Source organism: Paenibacillus sp. FSL M7-0656, from assembly GCF_038003225.1.
GTDB classification, from domain to species: domain Bacteria; phylum Bacillota; class Bacilli; order Paenibacillales; family Paenibacillaceae; genus Paenibacillus; species Paenibacillus amylolyticus.
Genome location: NZ_JBBOOT010000001.1, coordinates 6401053 through 6420005, shown reverse-complemented (window position 1 = coordinate 6420005; position 18953 = coordinate 6401053). Strand labels below are relative to the sequence as shown.

The following is an 18953-nucleotide window of genomic DNA, read 5'->3' as shown; positions in this document are numbered from 1 at the left end:
TCTATTACATCCGCCTTTCGAGGGGCCGCAACTGCGCCACCATCTGATGTAAAGCCTGTTCAAGCAAGGCTACATCTTCTTCTGTATGTTCATCTCCAAGACTAATACGCAATCCGCCACCAGCACAAGCTGCATTTCTGCCCATCGCAAGTAATGCCCGACTCGGTTCAGCCGAGCGCGAAGAACAGGCAGATTGGGTCGATATGGTTACGCCAAGTTGCTCCAAGGTGTGCAGCGCCACTTCTGCCTTCATCCCGGGATAGGAGAAGTGTACAATATGAGGTGCACCCTCTGGGCTACTGTTCAATTCAAATTCAGGAATAACACGTATTGTTTCCATCAATCGATCACGGAGCACCGTTGTACGCCGTGCAAAATCAACCTGATCTTCTGCTGCCATTCGTATGGCCTTTGCCATGCCTACCAGCAAGGCCACGTTTTCTGTGCCTGCTCTTAGGCCCTGCTCCTGTGATCCTCCTGACAATAGTGGCGTAAGCTCCACTCCACTTCGAACATACAGGAGACCTGCTCCCTTCGGTCCACGAATTTTGTGAGCAGACAGACTGTACAGATCTGCACCCCAATCGGCAGGTCTCGCCTCCATTTTCCCAAAGCCCTGAACACCATCCACATGGAAAAGCACGCGTGGTGCTTTCTTTTTGAGCTGTTTACCGATCTCTGCAATCGGATGGATGGCACCTGTTTCATTGTTTACATGCATCAGACTCACAAGCACCGTATCCGGTCTGATCGCGTCTACAACCTGTTGAGCGTCTACCACACCATCGGAATTCACGGGAACTAATGTCACTTCCCATCCCCACTGCTGCAATTGCATAAAACTTTCGTACACCGAGGCATGCTCGGTAGCCGTAGTGATGATGTGTCTGCCTCGTGACTGATAACGTAATGCCGCACCTTTTATCGCAAGATTGTTACTCTCTGTCGCACCGGAAGTAAATACAATCTCTTCAGGCTTAACGCCGATTGCCGTAGCACATCCGGATCGAGCACGACGCAACAACTGATCGGCACGCTCTCCATACCCATGGATGGAGGACGGATTACCGAATTGTGTCTCCATAATTTCGGCTATCGTACGAATCACATCAGGATGGGGAGGTGTGGTTGCAGCATAATCAAAATATTTCAAATGAGGTTAGACCTCCCTTATCTCTTCGTTCTTGAACCTACAGTGAGCATTGTAACACGATACCCATACAACACAAAAAGACCAACCGGGAACAGGCGTTTCAAGCGCTTCTGCTCCCACATTTGATCTCATCCTGCCTATCATGTGTTTTCACAAATGTCTATCTGTGAGTTTAGATCACATATTTCGACTGTGCCTTCTCCACCTTGGAGATATAATTCTGTGTTTCTGAAGGCAGACGGTTAAGTACACTCATCAGTTCGCTATCACTCGACACGCCCAGACGTGAAACACGGCCCGGTCCTGCATTATACGCGGCAAGTGCCATCTTCACTTCTCCACCGAAACGCTGGAGCTGAAGGGAAAGATACTTCGTACCCGCATCAATGTTCTGGGCAGGATCAAATGAATTACTCACACCCAGCCCTGCAGCCGTGCCATCCATTAATTGCATGAGCCCTTTGGCACCGGCGGAGGACACCACATTTGGGTTAAAATTGGACTCTGTGTCAATGACGGCCTTGATCAATGATTCAGGAACACCGTATTTGGCACTTGCCTCGGCAATCAAAGATTCATAATCCGTAGGTACAGATGCACCGGAATCCACGATTCCTGTATTGGATGAAGATAATAAAGACTCAACGATGTTATTGGAGACAGAGGACGATCTTGCCGTATTTATATCCGGATTGTACGTGCTTCCGAGTTGCAGCCACAACAGACCATCACTGGATCTTTTGGAGACCGTCGCGGTGGAATCTGTATTGCTCGTCGTATTGGCACCCGTACCTAACAGCCCGTCCATCACATTGGCGAAATCCACTGTTGAACCAGCATCCGATTGTGATCCACTGGTTTGGTTATTCACATTGGACAATTGCAGTTCCAACAACTGCCGCGATCCGTTTGGATCAATCTGCATGAGTTATACCCACTCCCGTATAATTAAGCGTATTATGACCTTATTCTACATCGTTTTACAGCAAGGTTCCATTGTTTTCAAAAAAATATATGAATCTCTCCACTTAACCTGCGCATATACGAAAAAAACCTTCTGTAGTTCACCACATTTGGGTGAGAACAGAAGGCTTTTGAATGAATCATTTTACACGTTAACGAGCGAATGGAATCATGAAGAAATAACTCAGCGTAGCTACAACACCCAGTCCAATGGACCAGGCTCCCGCTGTCTTACGACCATTCACATAGGCATAGTAACCCAGTACGGCTGCGGCCGGTCCAAGTACGATTGACCACATGAACAAAGACGCGATCCCGAAGGCAAGTCCCATGTAACCCGCAACCTTGCCTGTTGATTCCATGACCCGGTCTGCCTCATGCTTCTCAGGTACAGGCTCTGCCCGTTCGGTACCTCCAGTTCTTACGACAGTCGGAGGAGCGACCTCTGCCCCGTATTCTTCCCGATGTGCTTTTCTGGGATAATCGACGCGCATACGCTGTTTTTCACCGTCAACATTGATTTTAGGGCGATCCTGCAAATTAAACTTATTATCGTCATTTTTCATTGGGAAGCACCTCCGTTATGAATAGGGATGACTGCTCACTTCGGTTTGAACGTGTGACAGCATGTTGCAGAGGATGTACGTGCATGATCATGGTGATCGGAGTCAAATGTCTCACCGGCAAACTCCTCATGCAGACGACGGGTGGCATGTTGGTCGATGTCAATCATGATGGCATCAGCGTGGCAGAAGTTGTTCTCTCCCCAAAAGTTGCAGTTGGAGACGCTGCATTTGACAATTGGTTTGTCTTGGCTCATTTTTTATCACCTCGACTACTATTGTCTCCCCGCCACAAACCTGATATTCCCCGTCAAAATGCCAGATGATGACATGATCACACCTCGTCTGATTCTCACTAAAACACAAAAAAACCGCCACAAGGGCGGTTTCGTCCAATTTCATATTCAGGTTTAAACGTTAATTAGGCGTGATTCCGTTGATTTTGCATACGGCGCTGAGTCAGGTAATCACTTTCATAATATGCCAGATCATCGCGCAATTCTTCGTACGTTTTGGAAACCTCAAGAATGACATCCCGTACTGAGCGGATTGGCTTGTCACGGAAACGAATGGCATCTTGTCCTGTATAAGCGTATCTTCCGTCTTCGGAATAACATTCATTTTTGGGATAGAAAAAGCTGTTTACGCATTGGTGATACGTATTATAAAGAGCCTTTTCGGCAAAATCGACATCAAAGTTGGCACGACGCAGCACAACGCCAAGTTTTTCGTAAGAAACTTCAGAAAAAACGAGCAAATGACGGAGATCTGAAAGAAATCCTTTGTAGAAGGCTGTTGATTCTTCCGTCTGATTCTGATCCAGTTCAGGCAAAGCATTCTCATTCAAAAAATTTTCAATCCGATCGATAGCCGGTTTTAACTTTTCCCTAGTTGACTCACATGTTTTCTGTACATTGGCTGCTGACATAAAGGTAGCTCCCCCTTAAATAAGTCCTTACATATAGGTCGGCCAACGGTGGTTTTCCCCTGACCTTTGAATTCTCAGCTATAATCCTACCATAAAAAGATGACGAGCGGTATCCCTTAATCATGCTTTCCGCTTCTGCCGTTAAACATGCCTATTATACGCAGTTAGACTCGAACCCGCTTGCATAAAAATATCCGCTTTTTCTAACGATAGATATAACCAGTGACAACGACGAAGCACTGTTAATGATTGTCCAAAATGAACGAAGGAGGTTCCATCCACCATGTCCAGACCGAAATGGATTAACTGGGCCCTTGCAGCTGGTGCAGGAGCACTCGCTCTGACACTCCTGCTTCCAACATCCAATCGTCCCGAACCTAAGCCAGGTGCCCTGTCTGACTCTGCTCATGAGGAGCACACGAGTAAACAGCGTCTGAAAGTCCAGGATGTCAAAGCAACCGATCTTCTGACCCGTATGGATGCCAAGCAACATCTCAGTATCATGCTGGAGAAAACCGCCACAATGAATGCTGCGCAGGTTAGCCGATATGTGAATGATCTCCAGAGTTCACATGAACATATCAGATCCATTCATCTGATGAATACCAATGGCTCTTTTAACAAGCCCTTTGATCACGCCTCCACACAAGGAAGCAAGTTGGAACAACAGAAGCTTCAACATTCGCTCAACCTTGCCAAAAAAGCGGTAAACAAACGTCAAAGTTTTGAATCCTCTTCTTTTCCTTTGGGAAAAGAAAAATACTTTGTTATGGGGCAACCCTCCAAAGATGGAAAAAGAGCTGTAATTGCCTTGTTCAGTCAGAACGTATTAAATGCTGTTGAACAACATCAGCGCAAAAATCTGCGTATGATCCCTTATCCGCGTGAGGGTAAGTTCAAAATTGAGTCTGTTCACCCGGATACGCTTAACGAAATTACAGTGAAAACTGGACATGATAATGCCAATGCCAGTCATTTTTATGAAAATGAAATCGTCATCCGTTTTCGCCAAGATCCCGGTGAACGGGATATGCGTATTATTAAATCCGATCTGAGAGCGCAATCTGCGCGCAAGCTGGGATACACGTATGTTTTTCGGTCAGAACACATGAGTTACAAACAATTGCATAGTTATTTCGAAAGCAAATGGAATCCACTCTATATGGAGCCCCACTATATGTATTTAACCAATGATACTGTAACTGAACAAACAGATGTAACGATACCCAATGACATTTTGTTCTCCGATTATCAGTGGAACCTGCCTGCGATTGAGACAAACAGAGGTTGGAATATTACCAAGGGAAACAAAGATGTCATCGTAGCAGTAGTTGATACGGGGGTTGATATGAATCACCCTGACCTGAAGGGCAAGCTCCTTGAGGGTTATAATGTGGTCGAGCCCGGAAGCCAACCTATGGATGATGTGGGACATGGGACACACGTTGCAGGCATTATCGGCGCTATTGTCAACAATAACGAAGGCGTAGCAGGCATGAGCTGGTATAACAAGGTACTACCCGTTAAAGTACTCGACAACTCAGGTTCTGGTACCACGTATGCCGTTGCCGAAGGCATCATCTGGGCAGCCGATCATGGAGCCAAAGTTATCAACATGAGTCTAGGCAATTATGCTGATGCGCAATTTCTTCATGATGCCATTAAATACGCTTTTGACCGGGATATCGTCCTGATTGCAGCCACGGGAAATGATAATACAGAGCGTCCAGGATACCCTGCTGCTTATCCGGAAGTATTTGCCGTATCTGCTACGGACCCGGATATGAGCAAAGCTTCCTATTCCAACTACGGAGACTATGTGGATGTGATGGCTCCGGGGTCCAGTATCGCCAGTACCTATCCAAATAATCAGTATGCGGCATTGTCTGGAACGTCCATGGCTAGCCCTCATGTAGCCGCACTTGCAGGTTTGATTCGTTCGTTGAACCCGGACTTGACCAACACGGAAGTGATGGATTTGATGCGCCAAAGTGTTATTGACCTCGGTGATCCAGGTCACGATAAGTATTTTGGCTATGGGCAAATCGATGTCTATAAGGCACTGCAAGCCGCATCAGGCAACAGCGCTCCTTTGCAGTTCTGGCCGCAACATGTCAGACAACAAATGGATAATACGATGAAAAAGTATACGCAGTAAGCGTAATGAGGATAATCTGTAAAAAATACAAAAGCAGCTGCGCCCCGGGGCGTACGCTGCTCTTTTTGGTTTATATCCAATTCCCCGGGGCACCCGCTGCGATTAGCGTTTGCGAGAAGTTGTGCGGGCTTTGCTTGATTTTTTCACGGATTTTTTCTTCGGATTATGGCTGGATACATAACAAGGGTCTTCTTCTTTGACAACAACAGGATACATGTGGTGATGAATCGGAACACAGTGATGTTTTTTGATCACTTCAATCGGGTGGATTACAGGCACGATTTGTGGGATGTAATAATCCTCAACAACCTGGATCGGGTCACAGACAATCGGGCAAAGCGGTGGACAGTAATGGTTCATTTCAAAACCAACTCCCTTTCTGGTGATACTATAACCTATTGCAACAGATCGAAAGTGGATTGGATGTATGTCCATAGTCCGAAAAATTATATGAGCGGTAGCCTGTCCGCCACTGTCCCACCCTGCCCAGGTGTTACTCTGTCAATGACTTGGCACAGTACACGAAGTCCCTCACACAAAAGCTCAACGTTTGTTACCGTGAAGCAGATACGCAGACTTGGTGTATCCATCTCCCCTACATAACAGGCTGAACCAGGGAGGAAAGAGACCCCTGCAGCAAGTGACTGATGATGCAATTCACGCATATCCAAGTTACTCGGAAGTTGGAGCCACAGATTGAGTCCTCCCTCTGGCAAGCGCCATTGCATGCCCATAGTAGCATGCTCTTCCAGCACTTCAGATGCTGCGCACAAGCGAGAATACAATTCATCCCTCAATCGGGATACATAGGCACCGTACTGATTCTGAATGAAAGATTGCAGTGCCTTTTGTGTAAGCAGCGGACTCCCCAGATCCGCCGTAGATTTCGCGGCCACAAGCCGGGTCAATACACTTCCGTCTGCGATGGCGCAGGCTATACGGCAACCGGGAGACAACACCTTGCTGAAGCTTTTAATATATACGACATGACCTGTCCCATCCATCGATTTAATGGAAGCCGGGGGAGGGTCCCGAAAATAAAGATCTGCAAACGGATCATCCTCCAGAATGAGGCAGTGGTAGCTTTGCGCGAGATTAAGAAGTTGTGCTCGTCTTCTTGCACTCATCGTGATACCTGTTGGATTGTGATAGGTCGGGATCGTATAGATCAGCTTGGGCGGATAGGTATCACATAATCGGGTCAACAGATCAATACGCATGCCTTCGTCATCCATTGGGACCGTAATGATCTTCGCGCCTCTACTCGTAAATACATCAATGGCTCCGGTATAGCTTGGTGCCTCCATGTATACAACATCCCCAGGTCCGACAAAAGTTCGTGCCACAAGATCGATCCCCTGCTGAGCACCACTTGTAATTAACATGCGTTCAGGTGCAGCCTGTAGTCCACGCTCGGCAAAGTGTTCGGCCAAGATCTGTCTAAGCTCCCGATCCCCCTGAAAAGATCCGTAAGCTGCCATACGCTCTGTATGATCAGAGGAGAGTCGGTAGGCGCTGTCGATAATCTCTCGTGTAGGCAACAGTTCAGGCTGAATCGCTGACATATGAAGTTCATACCGCACTTGAGGTGACGTATCAAAATGTCTCCAGAGCTGGGCTCGCGGTAAATAATCCACCAGTGCCATCTGCCAATTCCATGACGTACCGGATTCACCGTTGGCATTGTTTCGCTGCGTTCGGTCCACATCCTCCATCTGATCCACGTTCAATGTACCTCTCACATAACAACCTTTCCCCTGGGAGCAGGTGATCAATTGAATCGCTTCAAGTTCAGCATACGCTTTGGATACAGTGACCAGACTGACACCCAAATCCGCGGTCATTTTACGAACAGAAGGAAGTCGGGTTCCGGGTTCAATGAGTCCTGATCTTATGCGATCGGCAATCGTTAGCGCAATCTGCACGTACAATTTGGTACTGCTTCCCCGCTTTAATTCAATATGCATATGTGCTCCCCCAACTGTTATGATCTTCATTTTACTGTTATAGTGTAGTCCGTCTATTATAGTTTATAATATCAGTATAACAGTGAATAACAGGAGATGAGAATAACATGAGTATCCCTTGGTCCAAAATGGCACAAAACACCCCGTCCTCTGTCGTTCGCGACATGCTCCAGGCCGCTCAGGCACCTGGAATGATCTCACTAGCCGGTGGATTACCAGCCCAGACTTCATTCCCGCTGGAAGCCATACGCGTTGCATATGAAAAAGTATTTATGAGCGGAGCAGCCGCTCTTCAATATGCGGAGACTGAGGGTTACCGTCCTCTTCGCGCCAAAATCGCTGAACGTCTTGAATCCAAGGGCATTCCCGCTTCACCCGATCACATGCTTCTCACTACGGGCTCACAGCAATCCATTGACTTGGTTTGCCGCATCCTTCTCGACCCGGGTGACCGCGTATTGGTTGAATCACCAACCTACCTCGCTGCTCTGCAAGTCATTCATTCCTATCAGGCTGAATCTCACGGCGTAGCCTGTGATGATCACGGCATGTTGCCTGAATCTCTGGAGGAACAGCTCCAGTTGCATCGTCCAAAACTTGTCTATATTAATCCCACGTTCTCCAATCCTACGGGAAAAGTATGGTCGCGAGAAAGAAGACAGCAGGCTGTGGATCTGTGCCGCAAGTATGGTGTACTCATTCTGGAAGATGATCCCTATGGTGAAATTCGGTTTAATCCGGAGCAATTGGATGTCCCTGCTCTCGCAGAACTGGATGCAGTATCCTATGACGGCCCTTCCAACGTTATCTACACCAGTACATTCTCCAAAACGGTAGCACCTGGACTTCGTACGGGCTGGATACTGGCTGCTCCCGATATTGTCAAAATGGCAGCACGAGCCAAACAAGGTGCTGACTTGCACTCCAGCAGCATTGACCAAAGAGCGCTTCATGCACTGCTTGAATCTTTCGATCTGGATGCGCATATCCGCCATATTTCAGAGGATTACGAACAACGCATGAAAACATTGACTACTCTTATGGCAGCCAAAGCTTGGGAAGGCATCTCGTGGAATTCACCTCAAGGTGGCATGTTCTTGTGGCTGCAACTGCCTGAAGGCATGCTTGCAAGCAATCTGTTCACTTATGGTATCCAGGAGAAAGTGTGCATTGTCCCTGGTGATTCCTTCTATGCAGGCACACCAGAGTTAAACCGCATGCGGATCAACTTTACTCATACGGACCCTGAGCTCCTTCCGGAAGCCGTGGAAAGAATGGATCGCGCCATCCAACGTTGGCATGCTTCCTTAACATCCGACAGTGTTGTTACACTGTAATGAACTGTCATAAACGTTTCGCTATTCCATTAGCGTATGATGGTTAATAACTTGATATGAGAAACAAAAATAAGGCGGCAGGCCCGAGAATCTCGGAACTGCCGCCTTATTTTTATAGAACCTGTTATCAACAGGAGTTATGTTTTTTTTGATGTTCATGGGTCCTTCTGATCAGTCAGGCCATCGGATAATTCATACGAGTTGTCCTCGACTGATAGGTGGACTACATTGTGTTGCAATAGTGTTGTTGTTGCAGTTAGGAAAGCTTACCGTAAGCCGGGTTCTGTGCTCTTCGTGGTTCATACGGGAACTACCCTCCCACCAGAAGCGACAATCATCTATCTAGGCCATACATTGCTGCACAGCTCAAGCGACCAACCTAGACACACCTCGGGCTAAGGTTGCCTCCTCCGAAGAGGCGGCTGTGTCCCATTAGGTCTTGCTCCAGATGGGGTTTACCAGGAACGAAGTCACCAGCGTTCCTCGGGGTCTCTTACACCTCGGTTCCATCCTTGCCTGTGCCGGAAAATCCGGCCATCGGCGGTCCATTTCTGTGGCACTATCCTTCAACTCGCGCTGACTGGACGTTATCCAGCATCCTGCCCTGTGGAGCCCGGACTTTCCTCTCGTGGCAACAAAGGCCACCAGCGATTGTCTGTCAAGCTTTCCGAACAACATTACATAGTATACAGGCATTTAGGTTCCCAGACAAGCTTAATATTACTGGGAGCTGCACAGCAACGGTCTTTTTAGATAAACTGGAACACTTCCGTATTTACCTCAGAAGCCGTAACTTGCGTATCATATCGTTTCTCTTCCAAACGGGAACGAAGCCAATCCGCTGTTTTTGGTTTCATAATCTTCTCGGAATTATGTCCCGGGTCGATGATACACATACCTGCCATTAACGCATCATGAGCCGTGTGGTAATCGATATCTCCAGTCACAATAACATCCGCACCTTTGAAGCGGGCAGTGAGCGCGTAACGGCTGCCAGATCCGCCAAGAACCGCTGCTTTTTTGATCTGCTTGTTCAGATCTCCTACTACCCGCACATGAGGCACATTGAATTGGGTCTTCACGACCTCCACTAGCTCACCTAATGTCTTAGGATCCCTAAGGGGTCCCAAGCGTCCCAGACCGAGCGTACGGCCCTTTAAATCCATTGCATAGAGGTCATAGGCCACTTCCTCATACGGATGAGCCTTAAGCATCGCCTGAACGACCTTACTTCTCAGACTTTGGGGTACGATGGTCTCAATACGCATTTCTTCCACACGTTCCATCTGCCCTTGGGTACCGATAAACGGTTGAGTCCCTTCACCAGGTACAAATGTTCCTGTACCTTCCGTGTTAAAGCTGCACTTGTTGTATTGACCGATACTCCCCGCTCCGGCTTCCAGAATGGCCTGAAGAACCTGTTCATGATGGGTACGAGGCACAAAGACAGCCAGCTTGTACAGATGATCTGTGTGTACATCTTCCAGCGATTCTTTACTCTCGATGCCAAGTGCATCGGCCATCCAGTCATTCATCCCACCCTCGGCCACATCCAGGTTTGTATGACTGATATAGACAGCAATATCATGCTTAATCAGCTTTTCATACAATTTACCCATAGGTGTATCTGTACTCAGTGACTTAACCGGACGGAAAATGATCGCGTGATGAGCGATAATCAGGTTGGCACCGATACGAATCGCTTCGTCCACCACCTCATCCGTCACGTCCAAAGCTACTAACACGTGACGGATTTCTTTTTGCAAACTGCCGAGCTGGAGACCAATGCGGTCATCCGGTACAGCCAGATGTTTGGGAGCGAGTTGCTCCATCAGTTGAATTACAGTTTGACCTTTGGCAAACATGCCAAAACCTCCTTCAAGTTTGCGATAAGACGATCTACCTCAGCCGCTTTGTCCCGGGAAGAATCCTGATCGGATTTGGAGATGGAGTTAACAACCCCTTGCAGTTTGATGATCTCACTTTCCCATTTGGCAAAAAATACATCCGTTGGACGATCAACCAAATAAGGTCCCATCCGCAGCAGCAAATCTTCCGTTAATTCTGCCCCGCCTTGAAGCGGACGTGCACGATACACCTCTACATTGGCAATCGGGCTTACGGATTGTGGCATCGCCGTTATAATCTCATAGATCTTGCCATCTTCTTCGAGCAACTGTTCTGCTACAACCACCCAGTGATGCTCCAGTAACCAGCGTCTGAGGATATCCTCACCCACATTTGGTTGCAAAATAAGTAACTGGACTCCTTCCAGTTTGGATATACCTCGGTCCAAAATAGAAGCAATCAGGGCGCCACCCATGCCTGCAATGGTGATGACATCCACTTCACCCGCAGAGATCACATCAAGACCGTCTCCACGACGCACCGTGATTTTCTCTTTCAGGCCAGCATCGCTGACTTGTTTGCATGCAGCATCATAAGGGCCAGGATTGACTTCCCCGGCTACTGCACTTGCAGCTTTCCCACTGCGGATTGCGGCTACTGGCAGCAACGCGTGGTCTGAACCGATATCAGCCATGCGGCTGCCATCGGGAATTTGATCATGTATTCGCTGTAATCGATTCGAAAGTTTCATGAAGCACCTACACCATTCATTTAATTTATTGATTTGCATTGAACAAGGAAAAGCGATAAAATAAAATCCAATAAAACATTTCAAGGATGAATTTCCAAAACCAAGAAATCAAGACGTTTAAATTAAAAATAAAGGAGACCCCGCCGCCGCTAAAGCGTCTTGCGGAAAGTCTCCCATAGTTCGATTATTCGAGGAAATCCTTGAGTCGTTTACTACGACTCGGGTGACGCAACTTACGAAGAGCCTTCGCTTCGATCTGACGAATACGCTCACGCGTAACACCAAATACCTTGCCGACTTCCTCCAGCGTTCTCGTCCGTCCATCGTCCAGACCAAAACGTAGACGAAGCACGTTCTCTTCACGTTCAGTCAATGTATCCAATACATCTTCGAGCTGTTCTTTCAGCAACTCATACGCAGCAGCATCCGCCGGAGCAAGTGCTTCCTGATCCTCAATGAAGTCACCCAGATGGGAATCATCTTCCTCACCAATCGGTGTTTCCAGAGAAACCGGTTCCTGTGCAATCTTCGTAATTTCACGAACTTTCTCTACACTCAGATCCATCTCAGCAGCGATTTCTTCTGGTGTCGGTTCACGCCCAAGTTCTTGCAACAGCTGACGGGATACCCGGATCAGCTTATTAATCGTCTCCACCATGTGCACAGGGATACGAATGGTACGCGCTTGGTCAGCAATAGCACGAGTGATCGCTTGGCGAATCCACCATGTTGCATACGTACTGAACTTGTATCCTTTTTTGTGGTCGAACTTCTCAACCGCTTTGATCAGACCCATATTACCTTCCTGAATCAAATCAAGGAACAACATTCCACGTCCAACGTAACGCTTGGCGATACTGACAACGAGTCGTAAGTTAGCTTCAGCCAGACGACGCTTGGCTTCTTCATCCCCGTTCTCAATCCGTTTAGCCAGTTGTACTTCATCATCTGCCGACAACAGTGGCACACGACCAATTTCCTTGAGGTACATACGGACAGGGTCATTGATTTTGATACCTGGCGGCAAGCTCAGATCATCATCAAAGTGGAATTCGTCCTCTCCCTCTCTGGTGTTGTTCTCGGAATCTTCACTAGGACGAAGTGTAACCTCTTCATTATTTTCATTCACTACATCGATACCCAGATCGCTCAGTTGCTCATAGAACTCATCCATTTGCTCTGCATCCTGCTCAAAAGGAGAGAGTTTCTCTATAATTTCCTTGTAATTCAGCGAAGCTCTTTTCTTACCTGATTCAATCAATTGATCTTTAACCTGATCCAGTGTCAATTCTGTTTCTAGTTCAGTATGCTGATCATTCGCCATAATTCGACTCCCTCCTCCCTAGAAACATCTATTCATCAGACGTTCACTGTCTCTCTAGGGCAATCATTTCAATTGCAATCTGTGCCGCGCGTACAGAATCACCTGCCCGCTCTGCAGCAATCATTTCTTCTTTTTTCAAATCGTACTCTTTCTTACGCGGATGCTTCAGCACTTCCCTGATGCAATCATCGAGCATTTGAATACTCCATTCACCTGGACCATCCATCATCGAGATTGAACTAACCGTCTTTTCCAGGCGATCGTCATGCAGTGAAGACATAAAACGGCTTGTATCCGACGGTTTGCCTTGCGCATAGTAGGCATATAGATAAGCAGCAATAGCTGCATGATCATCCAAGTTAAAAGCTTCACCAAGATGCTCATTCACGTACTGGGCAGCCTCATCATCCTGCAACATCCAGGCAATCAGTTTGCGTTCGGCAGCGTGATAAGCCGGCAACAGATTGGGTGTAGGCACCTGCCTATTTTGTTGCCTACCATTATTCCACCTTTTCGGGTTATTATCCCCAAACTGGAGGTTATTTTTCATCGCCTCCCGTTCTTCATTACACTCCTGCTTCAATGTTTCGAACGATACGTCCACTTCTGCAGCCAGTTCACGAAGATACACTTCCCTTTCTGTTGGAGAAGGTAAGGGTGCAATCAACTTTACTGCTTCTTTCGAATAGGCGATTTGTCCGCCACCCTCTAGCAGTATATGGCTTTTTTTTAAGTTTATAAGTTTAAATTTTGTAGTTGTCACGGCACCGTCCACAATCTGGTTTCGGAACCGTTCACCACCATGCTTCCGGATAAAATCATCCGGGTCAAGTCCCTCGGGAATGAGAGCCACTTTGACCTGCAATCCAGCTTCCTCAAGAATAGGGAAGTTTTTGAGTGCAGCAGCCTGTCCTGCTCTGTCGCCGTCATAACATATGATGACTTCGTCGCACATCCCTTTGAGCATCAGTGCCTGATTCTCGGTTAACGCAGTGCCCATTGCCGCTACACCATTCTGGATATCCTGGTCCCATGCGGAGATGACATCACCATATCCCTCGAACAAAATGGCTTGTCTTTGTTTGCGAATTGCATTTTTGGCATGATGCAGATTATAGAGAACACGGCTTTTGTTAAATAACCGGGTTTCCGGTGAATTTAGATACTTCGGTTGCCCATCTCCCAATATGCGTCCTGCAAATGCAATCGGCTTACCGCTCCTGCCATTAATCGGGAACATAATCCGGTCTCGGAATCGATCCACATATCCCTGACCTTCATTTCGGGGTGACAGAAGTCCACCCTTTTCCATCTCTTCGAGTGGATAGTTACGTTTCTCAAGAAATTGTACCAGTGTGTCCCAACGATTTGGTGCGAAACCAATCTGGAACTGGTCAATCAACTTGTCGCCAAAACCTCTTGAGCGTAAATACTCCATGGCTGACTTGCCGTGCTCTGTATTTTTCAACAAAAAATGATACAGCTTCGCGGTAAGCTCATAAGCCTCCAACAGACGTTCTGTCTCCGGATTCACATGAGCAGATTCACGCCCTTGCCAGTCCCCCATAGAGATGTGACTTTCTTCCGCCATCGTTTTGACAGCCTCGGGAAAGGATAACCCTTCGATTTCCATCCTGAATTTGATGGCATTTCCGCCCGTGCCGCAACCGTAGCAGTAGAAAATTTGTTTCTCAGGTGTAACGGTGAACGAAGGCGTCTTCTCGGAATGAAAAGGACAGAGGCCTTTCATATACTTCCCCTGTTTGGTCAGATGCACAAATCGGCTCACCGTATCGACAATATCATTCTGCTGTAACACCGATTCAATAATACTTTCGGGTATACCGCCTTGTCCGGTACTCATCTCTGGCCACCTTCATCTCTTCAACACGTAAATATAATTCGATAAACTTACACATTCTCCTGCAAATCTTTTAAAAGTTTTGTCAGTTTATGTTGAAACATTTCTCGATCCTGCTCTGTGAAAGGCTTTGGGCCTTTCCCGTAATGGCCTCTTTTTCGTGCTTTGGCCGCAGTATGACGAGAATCCAACATGAAATCAATGTCACGATCGTTGAACTCACGACCACGAAAGGACAAAACATAACAACGTTTGCCAAGCGCAAGTGCCGCAAGTCCATAGTCCTGAGTGATAACCACATCATATGGCTTAATATGATTAGCAATATACAGGTCTGCGCTCTGATCACTGCGATCCACTTGCACGGTTCGTACCCCTTCTCCTCCTTGAAGCAAATGATCAAATGAAGAGACTAACAATACGGGGATGTTGAAAAGGCGAGCTGTTTGCGCAATCTCGGTTTTGACCGGGCAAGCATCACCATCCACAACAATGTGGCGTATATTTAACTCACTCAAACCCAGACCACCCGGTTTCATAAAATAGCTGCATATTGTTATATACGACCCCGGCCAGGCAAAATCCTTCTGCCGGAACGAGGGAAATCAAAGGCTAAAATACGGAGCGGTTGTCAAAAATACAATTCACAACCCGTTCCGTATATTTATACCCTCATATATCCTTCTTTAATACTGAATTTTAGCTTTGCGCCAAGTCTGTGGAAAAGGACTCATGAAATTCGCCCAATTACCAAACCAACTTGGAAAAATCAGCAAATCCTTTCAAGTCACGATCAATAGCCGCGAGTAAGGCAAGTCGGTTCGCCCGAACAGCTTCATCTTCAGCCATAACCATGACCGAATCGAAGAATGAGGTAATACCATCCTTCCAGGCAGATGCAATAGCCAGTGCTTCAGCAGCATGATGCTGAGTCAACGCCTGACGATATTCTGCATTCGTTTTGCTCCATGCCTCATGTAACTGACGTTCTCCATCTTCTGTGAACAGTTCTGGATGTACGGAAGCATTGGATGCTTTGGCCGCCAGATTACCCACACGGTTGAACGATTCAACCGTTGTTTTGAATGCGTCTCCTGTCATAACAGCCGCCATCAACGCTTCACCTTTTGGTACAACAGCGCTGATATCATCGAATCCGGAAGAAATTACGGCATCCACTACGTCGTAGCGAACTGTTTCGGACAACAATTTTTTCACACGAAGACCAAAGAAGTCTTGCAGATCTTTACGAACCTCTTCATCTGCACGTTTCAACAGGTTCATCTGGGCATGCACTTGAAGTGCTACTCCGAACACGTCTGACAATGTCAGCGGAAGCTTGTGATCCAGCAAAATCTGTACAATACCTGCAGCCTGACGGCGCAGCGCATACGGATCTTGAGAACCCGTTGGAATAATGTTGATGGAGAAACAACCCACGATTGTATCCATTTTGTCCGCAGCACTCACAATGGCACCAACAAGAGAAGCAGGGGATTGATCTCCAGCGAAACGTGGCTGATAGTGTTCAAATACCGCTTTGGCCACTTCTTCTTTTTCGCCAGCTTTACGAGCGTAATCCTCACCCATCACACCTTGCAGTTCCGGGAATTCTCCCACCATCAGTGTCACCAGATCGAATTTGCAGATATCTGCTGAGCGGCTAACGGATTCAGCAACATCACCGGATACTTGCAGTTTGGTAGCAAGTCCATCGGCAATCTTGCGAATACGACGCACTTTATCTCCAACCGTTCCCAATTCTTCCTGGAAGACGATACTTTCCAGCTTCGACAATGCATCCTTAATCTGTAGCTTCTGATCTTCCTCATAGAAGAACTTGGCATCAGACAGACGTGCACGCAGAACTTTTTCATTCCCTTTGGCAATAACGTCCAGTGAATCACTTCCACCGTTACGTACCGTCACGAAGAATGGCAACAATTGTCCTTCATTGTCCAGTACAGGGAAATAACGCTGATGCTCACGCATGGAAGTAATCAATACTTCTTGTGGAATATTCAAGAATGAGGAGTCAAATGTCCCGAACAATACGGTAGGTGTTTCCACCAGGAACAGAACTTCCTCCAGCAAGTCTTCCTTAATCGCAATATCCCATTTTTTCTCCGCAGCCAGTGCCTGAATCTGGGATACAATCATCTGTTCACGTTCCTGGATATCAGCAATGACATGTTCGGAACGCAACACTTCCACGTATGAAGACGGAGTGGAGATCACAGCCTCCTTACCGAGGAAACGATGTCCGCGAGTTACATTACCCGACTTAATACCTGTCACTTCCAGATCGATAACCTCACTGCCGAGCATAGCCACAATCCAGCGGATTGGACGTACAAATTTGAAATCATAGGAAGCCCAACGCATGAATTTTGGGAACGTCATGGCATGTAATACAGAAAGTAATCCTTCGCCAACTACAGAAGCCGTCTCCACACCTTTGCTGCTCTTCGTTGCATAGATATATTCGACACCGTTCAGTTCCTTGAACGTGAACTGGTCCGGTTCAACACCTTGACTGCGGGCGAATCCGAGTGCAGCCTTGCTCCAATTGCCACTGTCGTCCAGGGCAATTTTGCGTGAAGGACCTTTCACTTCTTCCTCGATATCTTCCTGCTTTTCAGCCACATTGTGAATCAAAACAGCCAGACGGCGCGGTGTAGCATATGCATTCACTTCACCATAAGCAATGCGGGATGCGTCAAGCCATTTCACGACACGCTCTTGCAGCTGTGCGATTGCTGTGCGCATAAAGCGTGCAGGTACTTCTTCCAACCCGATCTCGAACAACAAATCCTTAGACATGCTCGGCTCCCCCTTTCTTGATCAGCGGGAAGCCTAGCTTCTCACGCTCTTCCATATATGTTGCAGCGACTTGGCGAGCCAGATTACGAACACGTGTGATGTAACCCGTACGTTCCGTTACACTGATGGCTCCACGTGCATCCAACAGGTTGAACGTGTGGGAACATTTCAGCACATAGTCATATGCCGGGAATACCAGATGCTGCGCCATGGCCTTGTTTGCTTCTTCTTCATGCATGTTGAAGAGTGTAAACAGCATTTTGACATCAGATACTTCAAACGTATATTTAGAGTGTTCGAATTCTGGCTGACGGAATACATCACCATAAGTGATACCTTCCACCCATTCCAGATCAAACACATTCTCTTTATCCTGAATGTAAGAAGCCAAACGCTCCATACCGTACGTAATTTCAACAGCCACCGGATTTGTCTCGATCCCACCAACCTGTTGGAAATACGTAAATTGCGTAATTTCCATTCCGTCCAACCATACTTCCCAACCAAGACCTGCACAACCAAGGGAAGGATTCTCCCAGTTATCTTCAACAAACCGAATATCATGTTTGAGCGGATCAATGCCAAGACGTTTCAGACTTTCTAGGTAAATTTCCTGAATATTGTCCGGAGAAGGCTTGATGATGACCTGGAACTGATGATGCTGGTACAGCCGGTTAGGGTTCTCACCATAACGTCCGTCCGAAGGACGACGGGAAGGCTCCACATAGGCCACTTTCCAAGGTTCGGGTCCAAGCGAACGCAAAAAGGTCATCGGGTTCATCGTACCTGCCCCTTTTTCCGTATCGTATGGCTGGACAATAATACAGTTATGCTCGGCCCAGAATTGTTGCAGCGTTAGAATCATCTGCTGAAAATTCATAATCATGCTCCTTTTCAATGGTTTGTTAGCAAGCTTAGGACGGTGAAGACAACAATAAATAGCCCCCGTCCTACGCCTGTTGTACAGACGTAGGGACGAGAGCTATTCCCGCGGTTCCACCCTACTTGGCTTAGATCAAACAAGATGATCCTGTTCGTTCCAGCCCACTTTTCCGTGTCCATTCATGCTCCCGAGTGCCGTTTCAAAAACCGATTCAGCCAGGCTCCCACCATCCCCGACTCGCTCATTCATGATTCCCAAGTGTTATACAACGACTTGTCTCCATAAATGTAATAAATCCAGTCTTTTACTTTCTCGTTCAATGCATGTCTCATAAAGAGAAATTATATTTCATAATATATAAAATCTAGTATGAAGTCAAGATATAGTTTCACTT

Annotated in this window: 16 protein-coding genes and 1 other RNA gene; 2 read left to right on the top strand and 15 right to left on the bottom strand. The window is 47.1% G+C overall.

Features of this window, described 5'->3' with window-relative positions:
* Nucleotides 1–4: 4 nt before the first annotated feature.
* From MHI01_RS28105 to MHI01_RS28085, 5 genes are all read right to left on the bottom strand, one after another.
* Nucleotides 5–1153, bottom strand: a complete 1149-nt coding sequence (locus MHI01_RS28105; RefSeq protein WP_340984626.1) for a cysteine desulfurase family protein — start codon at nucleotides 1151–1153, stop codon at nucleotides 5–7.
* A gap of 172 nt (nucleotides 1154–1325) precedes the next feature.
* Nucleotides 1326–2078, bottom strand: coding sequence for a lytic transglycosylase domain-containing protein (locus MHI01_RS28100; RefSeq protein WP_340984625.1), 753 nt, complete (start codon nucleotides 2076–2078; stop codon nucleotides 1326–1328).
* A gap of 190 nt (nucleotides 2079–2268) precedes the next feature.
* Nucleotides 2269–2682: a hypothetical protein gene (locus tag MHI01_RS28095; RefSeq protein WP_036674813.1), complete on the bottom strand. Its 414-nt coding sequence runs from the start codon at nucleotides 2680–2682 to the stop codon at nucleotides 2269–2271.
* Nucleotides 2683–2717: 35 nt separating this feature from the next.
* Nucleotides 2718–2936, bottom strand: coding sequence for a DUF1540 domain-containing protein (locus MHI01_RS28090; protein WP_074095869.1), 219 nt, complete (start codon nucleotides 2934–2936; stop codon nucleotides 2718–2720).
* Between the two features lie 164 nt (nucleotides 2937–3100).
* Nucleotides 3101–3607 (bottom strand): YpuI family protein, encoded by a 507-nt coding sequence (locus MHI01_RS28085; protein WP_340984624.1) that lies wholly within the window; start codon nucleotides 3605–3607, stop codon nucleotides 3101–3103.
* 283 nt (nucleotides 3608–3890) lie between these two features.
* Here MHI01_RS28085 and MHI01_RS28080 point away from each other — a divergent pair, with 283 nt between their 5' ends.
* Entirely contained in the window at nucleotides 3891–5765 is a 1875-nt protein-coding gene (locus MHI01_RS28080) for a S8 family peptidase (protein WP_340984623.1), read from the top strand.
* 102 nt (nucleotides 5766–5867) lie between these two features.
* Here the strand turns inward: MHI01_RS28080 and MHI01_RS28075 are convergent, their stop codons facing one another.
* Together MHI01_RS28075 and pdxR are read right to left on the bottom strand one after the other, a co-directional pair.
* The gene (locus MHI01_RS28075; RefSeq protein WP_036615016.1) at nucleotides 5868–6125 is read right to left on the bottom strand and encodes a hypothetical protein; all 258 of its coding nucleotides are present in this window, start codon (nucleotides 6123–6125) and stop codon (nucleotides 5868–5870) included.
* Nucleotides 6126–6211: 86 nt separating this feature from the next.
* A complete protein-coding gene (gene pdxR / locus MHI01_RS28070) occupies nucleotides 6212–7732 on the bottom strand; it encodes a MocR-like pyridoxine biosynthesis transcription factor PdxR (RefSeq protein ID WP_340984622.1) in 1521 nt (506 codons plus the stop codon).
* A 107-nt stretch (nucleotides 7733–7839) separates the two neighbouring features.
* Between pdxR and MHI01_RS28065 the strand changes: the two genes are divergently transcribed.
* A complete protein-coding gene (locus MHI01_RS28065) occupies nucleotides 7840–9069 on the top strand; it encodes an aminotransferase-like domain-containing protein (RefSeq protein ID WP_036615022.1) in 1230 nt (409 codons plus the stop codon).
* 257 nt (nucleotides 9070–9326) lie between these two features.
* Here the strand turns inward: MHI01_RS28065 and rnpB are convergent.
* From rnpB to glyQ, 8 genes are all read right to left on the bottom strand, one after another.
* An RNA gene (gene rnpB / locus MHI01_RS28060) (RNase P RNA component class A) lies at nucleotides 9327–9736 on the bottom strand.
* Between the two features lie 82 nt (nucleotides 9737–9818).
* The gene (locus MHI01_RS28055; protein ID WP_076328102.1) at nucleotides 9819–10934 is read right to left on the bottom strand and encodes a Nif3-like dinuclear metal center hexameric protein; all 1116 of its coding nucleotides are present in this window, start codon (nucleotides 10932–10934) and stop codon (nucleotides 9819–9821) included.
* Nucleotides 10910–11668: a tRNA (adenine(22)-N(1))-methyltransferase gene (locus MHI01_RS28050; protein ID WP_340984621.1), complete on the bottom strand. Its 759-nt coding sequence runs from the start codon at nucleotides 11666–11668 to the stop codon at nucleotides 10910–10912. The genes MHI01_RS28055 and MHI01_RS28050 overlap by 25 nt, the downstream gene beginning before the upstream one ends.
* Before the next feature lie 184 nt (nucleotides 11669–11852).
* A complete protein-coding gene (gene rpoD, locus MHI01_RS28045; protein ID WP_017687256.1) occupies nucleotides 11853–12992 on the bottom strand; it encodes an RNA polymerase sigma factor RpoD in 1140 nt (379 codons plus the stop codon).
* Nucleotides 12993–13035: 43 nt separating this feature from the next.
* Entirely contained in the window at nucleotides 13036–14856 is a 1821-nt protein-coding gene (gene dnaG / locus MHI01_RS28040; protein WP_036615029.1) for a DNA primase, read from the bottom strand.
* Between the two features lie 47 nt (nucleotides 14857–14903).
* Nucleotides 14904–15392 carry a YaiI/YqxD family protein gene (locus MHI01_RS28035; protein ID WP_047843776.1) on the bottom strand — a complete coding sequence of 163 codons (489 nt, stop codon included), beginning with the start codon at nucleotides 15390–15392 and terminating at the stop codon, nucleotides 14904–14906.
* Nucleotides 15393–15600: 208 nt separating this feature from the next.
* Nucleotides 15601–17676, bottom strand: coding sequence for a glycine--tRNA ligase subunit beta (glyS, locus tag MHI01_RS28030; RefSeq protein WP_036615031.1), 2076 nt, complete (start codon nucleotides 17674–17676; stop codon nucleotides 15601–15603).
* The gene (gene glyQ, locus MHI01_RS28025) at nucleotides 17669–18556 is read right to left on the bottom strand and encodes a glycine--tRNA ligase subunit alpha (protein ID WP_017687252.1); all 888 of its coding nucleotides are present in this window, start codon (nucleotides 18554–18556) and stop codon (nucleotides 17669–17671) included. Before glyQ ends, glyS begins: the two co-directional genes overlap by 8 nt.
* Between the last annotated feature and the right edge of the window lie 397 nt (nucleotides 18557–18953).

Coding starts and splice junctions, on each gene's coding strand:
- MHI01_RS28085 (WP_340984624.1), bottom strand. CDS start 3,607: ATGTCAGCAGCCAATGTACAGAAAACATGTGAGTCAACTAGGGAAAAG.
- rpoD (WP_017687256.1), bottom strand. CDS start 12,992: ATGGCGAATGATCAGCATACTGAACTAGAAACAGAATTGACACTGGAT.
- MHI01_RS28090 (WP_074095869.1), bottom strand. CDS start 2,936: ATGAGCCAAGACAAACCAATTGTCAAATGCAGCGTCTCCAACTGCAAC.
- MHI01_RS28050 (WP_340984621.1), bottom strand. CDS start 11,668: ATGAAACTTTCGAATCGATTACAGCGAATACATGATCAAATTCCCGAT.
- MHI01_RS28080 (WP_340984623.1), top strand. CDS start 3,891: ATGTCCAGACCGAAATGGATTAACTGGGCCCTTGCAGCTGGTGCAGGA.
- glyQ (WP_017687252.1), bottom strand. CDS start 18,556: ATGAATTTTCAGCAGATGATTCTAACGCTGCAACAATTCTGGGCCGAG.
- MHI01_RS28065 (WP_036615022.1), top strand. CDS start 7,840: ATGAGTATCCCTTGGTCCAAAATGGCACAAAACACCCCGTCCTCTGTC.
- MHI01_RS28100 (WP_340984625.1), bottom strand. CDS start 2,078: ATGCAGATTGATCCAAACGGATCGCGGCAGTTGTTGGAACTGCAATTG.
- dnaG (WP_036615029.1), bottom strand. CDS start 14,856: ATGAGTACCGGACAAGGCGGTATACCCGAAAGTATTATTGAATCGGTG.
- MHI01_RS28095 (WP_036674813.1), bottom strand. CDS start 2,682: ATGAAAAATGACGATAATAAGTTTAATTTGCAGGATCGCCCTAAAATC.
- MHI01_RS28075 (WP_036615016.1), bottom strand. CDS start 6,125: ATGAACCATTACTGTCCACCGCTTTGCCCGATTGTCTGTGACCCGATC.
- MHI01_RS28035 (WP_047843776.1), bottom strand. CDS start 15,392: ATGAAACCGGGTGGTCTGGGTTTGAGTGAGTTAAATATACGCCACATT.
- glyS (WP_036615031.1), bottom strand. CDS start 17,676: ATGTCTAAGGATTTGTTGTTCGAGATCGGGTTGGAAGAAGTACCTGCA.
- MHI01_RS28055 (WP_076328102.1), bottom strand. CDS start 10,934: ATGTTTGCCAAAGGTCAAACTGTAATTCAACTGATGGAGCAACTCGCT.
- pdxR (WP_340984622.1), bottom strand. CDS start 7,732: ATGCATATTGAATTAAAGCGGGGAAGCAGTACCAAATTGTACGTGCAG.